General features: G+C 51.6%; 11 protein-coding genes. 7 read left to right on the forward strand and 4 right to left on the reverse strand.

The window, feature by feature from the left end; translation table 11 throughout:
- Positions 1–8 precede the first annotated feature (8 nt).
- Together BZG84_RS09370 and lrp are read right to left on the reverse strand one after the other, a co-directional pair.
- The gene (locus BZG84_RS09370) at positions 9–2,729 is read right to left on the reverse strand and encodes a DNA translocase FtsK (protein ID WP_077480166.1); all 2,721 of its coding nucleotides are present in this window, start codon (positions 2,727–2,729) and stop codon (positions 9–11) included.
- Between the two features lie 239 nt (positions 2,730–2,968).
- Positions 2,969–3,463, reverse strand: a complete 495-nt coding sequence (lrp, locus tag BZG84_RS09375; RefSeq protein ID WP_069588819.1) for a leucine-responsive transcriptional regulator Lrp — start codon at positions 3,461–3,463, stop codon at positions 2,969–2,971.
- 166 nt (positions 3,464–3,629) lie between these two features.
- Between lrp and ald the strand changes: the two genes are divergently transcribed.
- From ald to infA, 7 genes are all read left to right on the forward strand, one after another.
- Entirely contained in the window at positions 3,630–4,754 is a 1,125-nt protein-coding gene (gene ald / locus BZG84_RS09380) for an alanine dehydrogenase (protein WP_069588818.1), read from the forward strand.
- A 116-nt stretch (positions 4,755–4,870) separates the two neighbouring features.
- Positions 4,871–5,830: a thioredoxin-disulfide reductase gene (trxB, locus tag BZG84_RS09385; protein ID WP_069588816.1), complete on the forward strand. Its 960-nt coding sequence runs from the start codon at positions 4,871–4,873 to the stop codon at positions 5,828–5,830.
- Positions 5,831–5,912: 82 nt separating this feature from the next.
- Entirely contained in the window at positions 5,913–7,682 is a 1,770-nt protein-coding gene (gene cydD, locus BZG84_RS09390; RefSeq protein ID WP_077480152.1) for a heme ABC transporter permease/ATP-binding protein CydD, read from the forward strand.
- Positions 7,675–9,393, forward strand: a complete 1,719-nt coding sequence (gene cydC / locus BZG84_RS09395; RefSeq protein WP_077480151.1) for a heme ABC transporter ATP-binding protein/permease CydC — start codon at positions 7,675–7,677, stop codon at positions 9,391–9,393. The genes cydD and cydC overlap by 8 nt, the downstream gene beginning before the upstream one ends.
- A 20-nt stretch (positions 9,394–9,413) precedes the next feature.
- On the forward strand, positions 9,414–10,133 hold the full coding sequence (aat, locus tag BZG84_RS09400; protein ID WP_077480150.1) for a leucyl/phenylalanyl-tRNA--protein transferase: 720 nt from the start codon (positions 9,414–9,416) through the stop codon (positions 10,131–10,133).
- Positions 10,130–10,855: an arginyltransferase gene (locus tag BZG84_RS09405; RefSeq protein ID WP_077480149.1), complete on the forward strand. Its 726-nt coding sequence runs from the start codon at positions 10,130–10,132 to the stop codon at positions 10,853–10,855. The genes aat and BZG84_RS09405 overlap by 4 nt, the downstream gene beginning before the upstream one ends.
- A 129-nt stretch (positions 10,856–10,984) precedes the next feature.
- A complete protein-coding gene (infA, locus tag BZG84_RS09410; protein ID WP_069588804.1) occupies positions 10,985–11,203 on the forward strand; it encodes a translation initiation factor IF-1 in 219 nt (72 codons plus the stop codon).
- Positions 11,204–11,270: 67 nt separating this feature from the next.
- On the opposite strand, the gene clpA is transcribed toward infA, so the two are convergent.
- Together clpA and clpS are read right to left on the reverse strand one after the other, a co-directional pair.
- Positions 11,271–13,526, reverse strand: coding sequence for an ATP-dependent Clp protease ATP-binding subunit ClpA (gene clpA, locus BZG84_RS09415; RefSeq protein ID WP_077661726.1), 2,256 nt, complete (start codon positions 13,524–13,526; stop codon positions 11,271–11,273).
- A 43-nt stretch (positions 13,527–13,569) separates the two neighbouring features.
- Entirely contained in the window at positions 13,570–13,890 is a 321-nt protein-coding gene (gene clpS / locus BZG84_RS09420) for an ATP-dependent Clp protease adapter ClpS (protein ID WP_077480147.1), read from the reverse strand.
- Positions 13,891–14,229 lie beyond the last annotated feature (339 nt).

Raw genomic sequence — 14,229 nt, forward strand, 5'->3', positions numbered from 1 at the left:
CCATCTGATTACGCTTTCGGTGGCGGCGGCGCCAACACTTCTCGGTTACCGTTGTGGCCCGGTGAACTTACGACACCGTGTGCTTCCAGTTGTTCCACAATTCGAGCCGCGCGGTTATAGCCAATTTTAAAGCGGCGTTGCACCCCTGATACAGAGCCACGGCGGCTTTCGGTGACAAACTCAACCACTTGGTCAAACAGCTGATCCAGCTCTTCGCCGTCTGCGCCCGTCGGCGTTTCTCCCGGCAATAAGCTATCGGACCCCTGATCGCCATGAGTGATCTCTTCGAGATACTGCGGCTTACCGCGCGCTTTCCAGTTATTCACCACACGGTGCACTTCTTCGTCACTGACAAACGCGCCGTGCACACGGATAGGATGGTTAGAGCCGTTGGGCATGAACAACATATCCCCCATGCCTAACAGCGACTCTGCACCCCCTTGGTCCAAGATGGTGCGCGAGTCAGTTTTCGTGGAGACGGTGAAAGCCATCCGGGTCGGAATGTTCGCTTTGATAAGGCCGGTGATCACATCAACGGATGGGCGCTGGGTGGCAAGCACTAGGTGAATACCCGCGGCGCGGGCCTTTTGCGCCAAACGGGCGATCAGCTCTTCCACTTTTTTGCCCACCACCATCATCAAATCGGAAAACTCATCAACGACCACGACGATATAGGGCAGCTTCTCAAGCGTAGGAGCCGTTTCATCCATGCTATCACTCGGCTTCCAGAGTGGGTCTGGAATCGGGTTATTCGCCGCCTCAGCGGCTTTGACTTTCTCGTTAAAACCTTTGAGGTTACGGACACCTAACGCCGACATTAGCTTGTAGCGTCGCTCCATCTCGCCAACACACCAGCGCAATGCATTGCCCGCATCCTTCATGTCGGTGACCACTTCGGTGAGCAAGTGCGGGATCCCCTCATACACGGAAAGCTCCAGCATTTTCGGGTCGATCATGATAAAGCGGACATCTTCGGGTGCCGCTTTGTAAAGCATACTGACGATCATGACGTTCACACCCACCGACTTACCCGAGCCAGTCGTACCGGCGACCAGTAAGTGAGGGGCTTTGCCTAAATCGGTCACAATCGCTTCACCGGCAATGTCTTTTCCTAACACCACAGAAATCGGCGACTTGCTGTTCTTAAAGCGCTCGCTACCAACCACTTCCGACATAAAGACGGTCTCGCGGTTTTCATTGGGTAGCTCGAGTCCGATATAAGGTTTACCTGGGATCACTTCCACTACCCGCACCGCGGTGGTCGACAAAGAACGCGCTAAGTCTTTCGACAATCCAGAAATGCGCGACACTTTGACACCCGGCGCTAAGTCCAGCTCAAAACGCGTAATCACGGGGCCGGGATAAACCCCCACAACACGCGCTTGGATTTTATAATCCTCAAGTCGTGCTTCGACTAACCGCGCGATTTGTTCAAGTTCTTCCCGTGTCGCCTGTGAAGCGGTTTTTCGCGCAGGATCAAGCAAATCTAAGGTCGGGAAAGGCTCGGCAGGTTTTGGCAAGTTTGGCTCATCTTTGACTAAGAAAGGATGATCGAGCCCAGCAGCCTGTTGCTGGGCTTGCTGCGCTTTACGAATCGTTTCTTGGAACGGATCTTCATCGTCCTCAGCCGCCCCAGCGGCTTGCTCGGCACGCTCTAACTCAGACAAACCGTCTTGATTGCCATAGGTGGTTTCATGAGATACCGGCTCACTCGCCACCTCTTCACTTTCGTCACTTCCATCGCTGGATGCATCGGTCTCTTGCCACGGCGGTAATGTTTCATCCTCCGGCGCGTCATCCGGCAGCGGTACGTTCGGTTGGGTTGGTTCGTCTTCTGGCTCGACAACCCCTTGCCACTGTCCAAAGTTAGGCTCAGGGTCATCCCGTGTTTTGCCATCGTCATCGGCGGGTAAGGCTTGTCCCCCAAAGATAATCGGCGTGCTTGGTGCGGCTGATGCCCTATCCTCTGGGACTTCTTGCACACTCGGAGACGGGGTGAAGCGGCGCAAATCACTTAATTCCATCGGCTCTGCCGCGTCAGTCACCTTGTCTGACTCGGTGACGGTTTGTGCAGCAGGCTTGCCAAGCTCAGTCACCTTATCGCCACGGAGGCGGTTAACCAACCAAGTAGTGGCCTTTAAGGTCACCGACCCTAGATTATCCACAATGCTTAGCCAAGAGATCCCAGTAAACAATGTAAACCCTGCAGCCCAACAAAACAGCATCACCAATGTGGTGCCTAGTACGTTAAGCAGTGGCAATGCCAAACTGTTGGTGACATCGCCCATCACTCCCCCAGAGGAGAAATGCCAAAAATCATCAAAATTGAGATCGGCTAGCGAACAACTGGTTAGGAATAGAACGAAAAGCCCTAAGATCCTCGCGGCTAAAATCGTGTAGTTGAGTGGCTCGTCGTCGCCACGGCGGCGCAAGAAAACCCAACCACCCAGCATGGCAGCTGGCGGTAATGGGTAGGCCAAAATACCGAATGAGAAAAAGAGGCTGTCGGCGACCCACGCCCCTAACGAACCTGCCGCATTATGCACATCACCGTGCCAAGCAGTTTGTGACCAAGAGGGATCAGCCGGATTAAAAGACAGCAACGCAACCATCACAAAGACGGCCGCTGCCAGCACCAAGATAAAGCCACACTCTTTCAAACGCTGAGCGCCATCCAATCGCACCTTGGGCTGAGCCGATTTGGGCTCACGACGCAAAGAAAACTCCATCATCACCTGTTTAATACTTTTCGTTATTCGCATTCCCCACCATGGTTTGAGGTTTGCATTCGCCACTGCACTGACTTTACCACATTCGTGCCTGAACAGCAGGCATGATGCGAGTCAGCGATGAATCTTTACCGAGATATCACATAATTGTTGCTGATTAAGGCAAAAAAGAAACCGAGCACGGTGGCTCGGTTTCATCGTTTGGGGATCGACACCCATGTCGCGATTGGCAAACAGGTTTAGCGGGTGCGAATCACCAAATGATTGCTCTGCTTCACCTCTTCCATTACCACATAGGTGCGTGTGTCATTCACACCGGGCAAACGCAGCAAGGTTTCACCCAATAACTTGCGATATGCCGACATATCAGCTACTCGTGTTTTAAGTAAGTAGTCAAAATCACCGGAGACAAGATGACATTCTTGGATGTCTTCCAGTGTTTGAACCGCTTTATTGAATTGCTCAAACACATCTGGTGCGCCACGGTTCAAAGTGATTTCGACAAACACCAGCAATGATGCGTCGAGAAACTGGGGATTGAGCAGCGCCGTATAGCCAGTGATATAGCCTTGGCGCTCCAAGCGACGGACACGTTCGAGACAGGGGGTAGGAGAAAGACCGACTCGTTTAGATAACTCAACGTTTGAAACACGCCCATCCTTTTGGAGCTCATTCAGGATGTTGCGGTCAATGCGGTCCAATTCCTTGGAGGGCTTTTTTTTGGTATCTACCATTTTTTATTCCACCTTGTTACTTCCTTGCAAAAAGATATACCGAATTAAATAACATCTTTATAAATTTTAGCATCAAATGCTGATTTTTTCCCTTTATACTAGCCTGAAAATTGACAATATCAACAACTAGCCAGCCGATAACACTGAATAAACAAGAGGTGACAGCATGATCATTGGCGTTCCAAAAGAGATCAAAAACCATGAATACCGCGTTGGGATGGTTCCAGCAAGTGTCCGCGAACTCATTTCTCACGGCCACTCCGTTTACGTAGAGACCAACGCTGGTAACGGTATTGGCTTCTCTGACGACGACTACAAAGCCGCCGGCGCATCTATCCTTCCTACCGCAGCTGACGTGTTCGCCAAGGCCGAGATGATTGTTAAAGTCAAAGAGCCGCAAGCAGTTGAGCGTGCCATGCTCCGTGAAGGACAGATTTTATTCACCTATCTGCATCTTGCACCAGATTTTCCACAAACAGAAGACTTAATTAAGAGTAAAGCCGTCTGTATCGCCTATGAAACCGTAACAGATTCTAAAGGTCGATTGCCACTCCTTGCACCTATGTCTGAGGTAGCGGGCCGTATGTCTATTCAAGCAGGTGCACAAGCACTGGAGAAATCACACGGCGGCTCAGGCATGCTACTAAGTGGTGTTCCAGGCGTTGAACCGGCCAAAATCGTAGTACTCGGCGGTGGTGTTGTCGGTTCAAACGCAGCTCGCATGGCCGTTGGCCTACGTGCTGACGTGACTATTTTAGACAAAAATGTCGATACACTGCGTCGTTTGGATGAAGAATTCCAAGGTCGCGCAAAAGTGGTCTACTCCACAGAAGAAACACTGGAGCAACACGTTCTCAATGCTGATCTGGTTATCGGTGCGGTACTGATCCCAGGTGCAGCCGCGCCGAAACTGGTTAACGAAGACCACATCAAGCGCATGAAACCAGGTGCGGCCGTGGTCGATGTTGCCATTGACCAAGGCGGCTGTTTTGCGACATCACACGCGACCACCCATGCGGATCCAACCTACATTGTTGATGATGTGGTTCACTACTGTGTTGCTAACATGCCTGGCGCGGTCGCTCGTACCTCTACCGTTGCTCTCAACAACGCGACCCTGCCTTATATCGTGAAGTTGGCTAACAAAGGCTATCGCGATGCCTTGGTAGAAGATCAACACCTGCGCAATGGTTTGAACGTTATTCATGGTCAAGTCACCATCAAAGAAGTGGCTGAAGGCTTTGAGCTTCCTTACGTTGATGCCATGGACGCATTAAAAGCTGCACATTAATGTGCGTTTTGTACCCTACAATCACAGGGCACCGTCACGGTGCCCTTTCTTTACCCGTCCAATTTACCTACAATCAGGCCATTCAAAACGAACCTCTATCCTGCCCGGAGACGTGAATGAGTAACATTAAGCATGCTAACCTATTGATCCTTGGCTCAGGCCCTGCTGGCTACACCGCTGCTGTTTATGCGGCGCGTGCCAACCTGAATCCAGTCATGATCACGGGTATGCAACAAGGCGGCCAGCTAACCACCACCACAGATGTAGAAAACTGGCCTGGCGATCCAGAAGGCCTCACGGGTCCAGCCTTGATGGACCGCATGAAAGACCATGCGGAGAAATTCGACACCGAGATTATTTTTGATCACGTCAACGACGTTGATCTGTCTCAGCGCCCATTTCGTTTAAAAGGCGACAGTGGCGAATACACCTGCGATGCCTTAATTATTTCGACAGGTGCATCCGCACAATATCTTGGTTTGCCATCAGAAGAAGCCTTTAAAGGCCGTGGTGTCTCCGCCTGTGCAACCTGCGATGGCTTTTTCTATCGCAACCAAAAAGTGGCTGTGATTGGCGGTGGTAATACCGCGGTCGAAGAAGCCTTGTATTTGTCTAACATCGCCTCTGAAGTCCATGTAGTGCACCGCCGTGATAGCTTCCGTGCGGAAAAAATCCTTGTGGATCGCATGATGGACAAAGTTGAGAACGGTAACATCGTTTTACACACTGACCGTGTGCTGGACGAGGTGCTTGGCGATGAAATGGGCGTCACTGCTGTGCGCTTAAAAGACACCCAAAGTGATGCGACAGAAACGCTGGATGTCATGGGCGTATTCGTCGCTATCGGTCATAAGCCAAACACTGACATTTTTGCCGGTCAATTGGAGATGGAAAACGGATACATCAAAGTGGCTTCCGGCCTGAACGGTAACGCCACACAAACCAGCATTGAAGGCGTGTTTGCCGCTGGCGATGTGATGGATCATGTCTACCGCCAAGCGATCACGTCAGCGGGCACCGGCTGTATGGCAGCACTCGATGCTGAGCGCTACCTTGACGGGTTAGCTGAGAAGTAACCCTCGCGCGATCCCACGCAGGCTGCCCCTGAGCAGCCTGCTCTGCCTCACTCGCAGGCCTTTCATAAAACAATAAGACGATATGGATAAATCTAAACAGCGGGCGCTAACGAAATGGCTCAAGTCGCAGAGCGTGTTAGCCAAACCCTGGTTAGTTGCGACGATTGGCATAGCCTTTACATCTGGACTGCTACTCATTGCCCAAGCAGCGCTCCTCGCCCATTTGCTTTATCAGCTCATTATCGAACAAGCCGATAAATACAGTTTACTGCCCAGTTTCATTGGTCTGGGGGCCGTAGTATTACTGCGTGCGGCCTGTAGTTGGGCCAAAGAGCGAACAGGCTATCGCTGTGGCCAAACTATTCGCCACCATATTCGCCAGTTGATCTTGAATCGTCTTCATGAACTCGGCCCCGTGAGTATTCAAGGTCGTCCGGCGGGCAGTTGGGCTAGCTTGCTCCTCGAGCAAGTCGAAGAATTACAGGACTTCTTTGCCCGCTATTTACCGCAAATGGCGATTGCCGTATTGATCCCCGTGGTGATTCTCGTCACCGTGTTCCCGATCAATTGGGCCTCCGGCTTGATATTCTTGATTACCGCACCGCTAGTGCCCTTTTTTATGGCCTTGGTGGGGATCAAAGCCGCCGACGCAAATCGCAAGAATTTCAAAGCACTGCAACGACTGTCAGGCTATTTTTATGACCGTTTGCGTGGCTTACCGACACTGCGACTGTTCAATCGCACTGATGCAGAAGCCGAACAACTGCATCTAGCGTCACACACCTTCCGTAAACGAACCATGGAAGTGCTAAGACTGGCTTTCTTGTCGTCTGCCGTGCTCGAGTTTTTTACGGCCATTTCCATTGCAGTTGTGGCTGTCTATTTCGGTTTCAGTTTCATTGGTGAACTGAACTTTGGCCACTATGGTGCCCCGATATCGCTATTTACTGGCTTATTTGTGCTGGTGCTCGCGCCTGAGTTTTACCAGCCATTACGTGATCTTGGCACGTTTTATCACGCAAAAGCCCAAGCGATTGGGGCTGCCGAATCCATCGTCGAGTTTCTCGATGCGCAACCGGATACCGGCACACAAGGCCAAGAGACACCCGATCTAGAGGCTGTCACCATCACCGCGCGTGACCTCGAAGTGCTCAGCCCTGATGGCCATGTCTTGGCGGGGCCGCTCAATTTTGACGTCAAAGCCGGTGAGCATATTGCACTTATTGGCGTCAGTGGCGCAGGTAAGTCGAGCCTGTTGAATGCACTGCTCGGCTTTTTACCCTATCGCGGCAGTCTGATCATTAACGGTTGTGAGCGCCGAGCGCTCTCACTCACCCATTGGCGCCAAGCGATCAGTTGGGTAGGCCAAAATCCACAGCTATTCCATGGCTCTATTCGTGACAACATTGCGCTCGCCAACCCTGATGCCACGCCTGAATCGATTAATCATGTGATGACACAAGCCTATGTCGATGAGTTTGTTATGCGCCTGACTGACGGGCTGGCTCATCCCGTTGGCGATCGTAATGGCGGGCTATCAGTCGGCCAAGCACAGCGTATCGCGGTTGCACGTGCTTTATTGCAAGACGGTGCACTATGGGTATTGGATGAGCCGACGGCAAGCCTTGATGCCCACAGCGAACAACTGGTCAATTTGAGCTTACACACAGCGACCCAAGGAAAAACCTGTATTCAGGTGTCACACCGCCTCGATGCGCTCGACAACTGCGATCAGGTTTGGGTCATGGCTGATGGCGCCATCACTCAGCAAGGCAAATTCAAAGATATCGCCGCTCAAGGGCAGCTTGCTGACATGCTAGCCTCAGCAGACAGGAGAAATCTCGATGCGTGAACTACTCCCCTACTTACGCCTGTATAAGCGTCACTGGTTTGGTCTTAGCTTGGGCATGGTGTTGGCGTTTGCCACCTTGTTTGCCGCGATTGGCCTATTAACCTTATCAGGCTGGTTTATCGCTGCGGCGGCCGTGGCTGGACTCACTGGCATGGCCACCTTCAATTACATGTTGCCCGCTGCTGGCGTGCGTGGTTTTTCTATCGGCCGTACCTTTGGGCGCTGGGCAGAGCGCGTCGTCAGCCACAATGCCACGTTTAAATTGCTTGCCGACCTACGGGTAGCGTTTTTCCGTAAGCTTGCGCCTTTGGTGCCGGATCAAACCCTGAATGTGCGTGATGGCGACCTGCTCAATCGCATGGTGGCCGATGTTGATGCGATGGATCACGTCTATCTGCGCTTGGTCAGTCCCATGGTTGTTGGCGCCCTCGGCGTCCTTGCTGTGAGTCTGTTTTTGGGTTGGTTCGACCCAACCTTAGGGCTAGCGTTAGGCGGCTGTTTATTGGCGTTACTGCTGGGGTTACCCGTTATTTTTTACCATCTTGGTAAGCAACATGGACGCCAGCAATTAGAACAAAATGCCGCTACCCGAATCGCCCTACTCGATTGGCTGCAAGGCCATGCCGAACTCGCCCTTTTTGGCGCAGAATCCCGTTATCGTGCACGGGTTGATGACAGTGAAAAAGCCATGCTAGCCGCGCAGGCGAACATGGCAAACGTCACCGGCTGGGCGAATGCGGTGCTGATGGCGGCAACCGGTTTAACCTTAGTTTTGATGATTTGGTTAGCTGCCGATGGTGTGGGTGGTCGCTTGCCCGATCCGCTGATTGCAATGGTCGCGTTTACCACGATGGCAAGCTTTGAGTTGATGATGCCCATCACCGCGGCTTTCCAATATTTGGGGAAAACCCTGACCGCGGCTAAGCGGCTCAACCGGATTACAGAGCGTACACCCAGTGTCTATTTTCCGCCGCAAGGACATGCCGATGCGGTGCAAGGTGAGCTCAAGCTGGATAACGTCAGTTATCAATACCCAGAGACTGCAAACCCTGCCTTAAACCACATTTCTTTGCACGTACATGCGGGGCAAAAAGTGGCGCTACTCGGTCGGACCGGATGTGGAAAATCAACCCTGCTTAGCTTGTTAACACGCGCATGGGATCCAAGCGACGGCGAGATCCATCTTGACAGCAAGCCGTTACGTCAATGGTCAGAGCCGGCGTTACGCCAAGCGATTTCTGTGGTCACACAACGGGTCGACATGTTTAATGGCACCTTGCGCGATAACCTGATCTTGGCATGCCCGCAGGCCAGCGACGAGACGCTGACGCAAGTGTTAACCCAAGTAGGCTTGCAGACCTTGCTGGCCGAGCCAGGGCTCAATGCGTGGATGGGAGATGGAGGCCGACAGCTTTCTGGTGGCGAGCGACGACGGATTGGTATTGCGCGTGCCCTTCTGCATGACGCACCTATCGTTTTATTAGATGAGCCAACCGAAGGGCTAGATGTGCAAACGGAGGCGCAGATCCTATCCTTACTACAGCAACATTGTGCAAACAAAACCGTGGTGTTTATCACTCACCGCTTGGTCGGGCTTGAGCAAATGGACACCATTTGTCTCATGGATGCCGGAGAGATTGTCGAACAAGGCGATCATGCTGCACTCATGGCGGCAAACGGACGCTATGCACAACTGCGACAACGCTTGTAACACATGGAGAGACTGCGGGTATGACCCTCTTTTTGCCGCCATTAGCAGCAGATGATTTTCGCTTTCCTCCGGTGAGCGATGCACTCGCCCACCCAGATGGCCTGTTAGCCATTGGCGGTGATCTCTCGGCTGCACGGCTGATGTCTGCCTATCGAAGTGGTATTTTTCCTTGGTTTGGTGAAGAAGACCCGTTACTTTGGTGGTCGCCAAGCGAACGGGCCATCATTCGTCCCTCTGACTTTCACGTCAGTCGCAGCTTGCGCAAAGCGGCGCGTAAAAGCCAAGTGACCGTGACCATCAATCACGCCTTCGAGGCAGTGATTCATCAATGTGCCGCCATCAGGGGCCCTGAGCAAACTTGGATCACCGACCAGATGCGTGAGGCCTACCTCGCCCTCCACCAGCAGCACGATGCGCACAGTGTCGAAGTGTGGCAAGAGGACCAACTCGTAGGGGGATTGTATGGTGTCGCCGTAGGACAGTTTTTCTGCGGTGAATCCATGTTTTCGCTTATCGATAATGGCTCGAAATTCGCGCTTTGGCAGTTTTGTCGTCACTTTCAAGCTCAAGGTGGTCAGTACATCGATTGCCAAATGATGACGCCCCACCTTGCCTCTCTCGGCGCCAAGGCATGGCCGCGGGATGAGTTTATTCACGCCCTATACGCGGCACGAGACTCACGCTTAAAAGCCGCATATATGCCGCACGTTATCGCGGACTTTCGTGAGAGGCAGTCATGAGCGTCGCGCTAAAGGTCGGCCTTACTCCAGCCTCTCGCTGCCAATATATATCGACAGAGAACGAACAGCTCGCGGTCGTGCTATCCCCTGACATGCACCACCCTGAGGGTTACCAGCAACTGATCAACGCCGGTTTTCGCCGCAGTGGTAACATGATGTATCGCCCGCACTGTCCTCACTGTAATGCGTGCCAATCCTTGCGCATTGATGTTGCCGCGTATCAACCAAGTAAAAGCCAAAAGCGCCATCGCAGCCAACTCAAACGGCTTCGGGTAAAGGTTAGCGACCAGCTCGACCCAAACTGGTTTTCACTTTACGATCAATACATCACCGCGCGTCATGCTGATGGCAATATGTACCCAGCTAAAGCAGAGGACTTTATTGCCTTCACCCATAGCGACTGGCTTCACCCCTGCTTTATTCATTTGTATGACCCTGATGGCGGTGAAGAGACCTTAGTTGCGATTGCCGTTACCGATGTGCTGAGTGATGGTTTAAGCGCCTTATACAGCTTTTTTGACCCGTTCCATCGTTTTTCATTAGGACGCGTCTGCATTCAAGCTCAACTTGAGTATGCCAGCGCCGAGAAAAAATCGTGGCTTTATCTGGGCTATCAAATTGATGATTGTCCAGCCATGCGTTATAAAGCGGATTACTTCCCGCACCAACGCTTTATAAATCACCAATGGCGACTCTTTAGCTTGCCCATATCCACCGCTTAGTGGCTATTTTTTCTAGCAAGCTTGGCGTCAACAGGGTAAAATTCGCACCCGAACTTTACAGACTTTCAGAATAGAGGCATTATCTGTCGGTCAAAAAATTGGCTAAAACAGTAAGCCTAAGAGGATTCAATGGCAAAAGAAGACGTAATTGAAATGCAAGGTACCGTGCTAGACACGCTACCTAACACTATGTTCCGCGTTGAGCTAGAGAACGGTCACGTGGTGACTGCCCACATTTCAGGCAAGATGCGCAAAAACTATATCCGCATCCTGACCGGCGACAAAGTCACTGTTGAAATGACCCCTTACGATTTGTCGAAAGGTCGCATCGTTTTCCGTTCGCGTTAATCCTCATAACGCGATCAAAAAACCCGGCGCATGCGCCGGGTTTTGCTTATCAGACTTCTCCTACGCTTTATGCAGGTTCCATCTGGTCGCTGAATTGGAAATCCAAGCGGTTGTTTTTAAGCACAACACGCACTGTCCCTCCGTTCACTAGGCAGCCAAACAACAGCTCGTTTGCCAACGGCTTTTTCAGGTTGTCTTGAATCACCCGGCCCATTGGACGCGCGCCCATGGCTTTGTCATAGCCCTCTTCGGCAAGCCAGCGCTTCGCTTCGGATGTCACTTCCAGAGACACACCTTTCGCATCCAGCTGAGCTTGTAACTCAACAATAAACTTATCAACCACTTGCAGAATGACCGTTTCATCAAGGTGATTAAACCAAATGATGTTATCTAAACGGTTACGGAATTCCGGTGAGAACACCTTTTTAATTTCCGACATCGCATCGTGACTGTGATCTTGTTGAATCAAGCCAATCGACTTACGGACCGTCTCTGCCACACCAGCGTTGGTAGTCATGACTAAAATGACGTTACGGAAGTCCGCTTTGCGACCGTTGTTATCGGTCAACGTCCCGTTATCCATCACCTGTAGCAACAAGTTAAACACGTCCGGATGCGCTTTTTCGATTTCGTCCAGTAACACCACAGAGTGTGGATGCTTGATCACTGCATCAGTTAACAACCCACCTTGGTCGTAACCCACGTAACCTGGAGGCGCACCAATCAGTCGACTCACAGTGTGGCGCTCCATATATTCGGACATATCAAAGCGCTGTAACTCGATCCCCATGGCACGTGCCAGTTGCACCGTAACTTCGGTTTTACCCACACCGGTTGGGCCTGCGAATAAGAACGAACCCACAGGCTTGTTCTCCTCGCCTAGTCCCGCTCGGCTCAGCTTAATCGCTTCCGACAGCGCCGTAATCGCCTTGTCTTGACCGAACACCAGCATCTTCAGCTTATCTTCCAACGACTGAAGCACATCTTTGTCCGACGACGACACTGATTTTTCTGGGATACGCGCCATCTTGGCAATCATCGACTCGACGTCCGCAACATTCACGGTTTTCTTACGCCTGCTCGCTGGCGCCATCCGACAACGCGCCCCAGCCTCATCAATCACATCAATCGCTTTATCTGGCAAATGACGCTCATTGATGTATTTAGCCGACAGTTCAACCGCCGCACGGATCGCCTTGTTGGTATAGCGAACCTCATGGTGCGCTTCATATTTCGGCTTCAATCCCATCAAAATCTTCGTGGTGTCATCGATAGACGGTTCAATGACATCGATTTTCTGGAAGCGACGTGCCAAGGCACGCTCCTTCTCAAAGATGGAGCCATATTCTTGATAGGTTGTTGAGCCAATACAACGTAACTTCCCGCTGCTTAGCAATGGCTTAATCAAGTTTGCGGCATCAACTTGTCCACCACTCGCTGCCCCCGCACCGATAATGGTGTGGATTTCGTCGATAAAGAGTACGGCATGATCTTCTTTCTCAAGCTGCTTTAAAATGGACTTAAAGCGCTTCTCAAAATCGCCACGATATTTGGTGCCTGCCAGAAGCGAGCCAATATCCAGCGAGTAAATCACGCAATCTTTGATGACATCAGGGACTTGCCCTTCTACGATTCTCCATGCGAGGCCTTCAGCGATAGCGGTTTTACCCACGCCGGCTTCGCCGACTAACAGCGGATTGTTCTTACGACGGCGGCATAGCACCTGAATGGTGCGTTCCAGTTCCTTGTCACGACCAATTAAAGGATCGATGCCCCCGACCCGCGCGAGCTGATTCAGGTTGGTGGCAAAGTTTTCCAGCTTATCTTCACCTGGCTCGCCACTCGCCTCTTCAGCGCCCATGTCGCTACTGGGCAAATCGTCGTTGTCATCTTTCGTGGTGCCGTGAGAGATAAAATTCACCACATCCAAGCGACTCACGTCGTTCTTTTTCAAAAGGTAAGCCGCGTGAGATTCTTGTTCGCTAAATATCGCGACCAATACGTTCGCCCCACTCACTTCGCTGCGCCCTGACGATTGCACGTGGAACACCGCGCGTTGCAGTACACGCTGGAAACTCAGTGTCGGTTGCGTTTCGCGTGATTCGTCATCAACAGGGATAAGAGGGGTAGTTTGCTCAATAAACGCATCGAGCTCTTTACGCAGGCCATCTAGGTCTGCGCGGCAAGCTGTCAGGGCTTCTTGAGCGGCGGCGTTGTCGATTAACGCGAGAAGCAGGTGCTCCACCGTCATGAATTCGTGGCGCTTTTCACGCGCACGTGCAAAGGCTCCGTTGAGACTCGCTTCAAGTTCTTTGTTCAGCATAAGGCACCTCCCTCAATAACCGCGCTAAAGCGTGCCGGAGAAATCATGCTTTCTCCATGGTGCACAGCAATGGATGACCATTCTCTTTGGCGTACATCATCACTTGTGCCACTTTCGTTTCCGCTACCTCTGCGGTGAACACACCGCAAACGGCTTTTCCTTCGTAGTGCACCGTCAGCATGACTTGCGTCGCTTTGTCCACGTCCATGGAAAAAAACGTCTGGAGCACTTCAATGACAAACTCCATCGGCGTGTAGTCATCGTTGTTCAGCACCACCTTGTACATAGATGGCGGTTGTAGCTTCGTCTTCTCTGACGCTGCGATGTCAGCATCAGGGAGCGCCCACTCGTTCCAATTACTCATAACCACTTACAATGCATTATTTGGGTGTCTAGGCTGTCGTTGTGGCGGGGCGTTGCTGCCATCCACTGAACCCGTCCACCTACCTTTAAAGTTAAGCCACAGATTGTATTCCAGCAACCCTTTCAATGCGAACAAAGTGTGTCTGTGCAATTGTTAGTCACTTACTGATATATCTAGGGGTAAAAGTGCTAAAACGTTCACTGTTCAATAAAAACATCTCAACCCCCCACCACAAGAGGTGTACAAAAATAAAGACATTTCACGACCATGAAGTGGAAATAACTGTGTGGATGGGATTGAAAAAGGGATTTACGCTAAATCTATCTCAGTATTTAGACG

Source organism: Salinivibrio sp. PR932 (assembly GCF_001996125.1).
GTDB classification, from domain to species: Bacteria; Pseudomonadota; Gammaproteobacteria; order Enterobacterales; family Vibrionaceae; genus Salinivibrio; species Salinivibrio proteolyticus.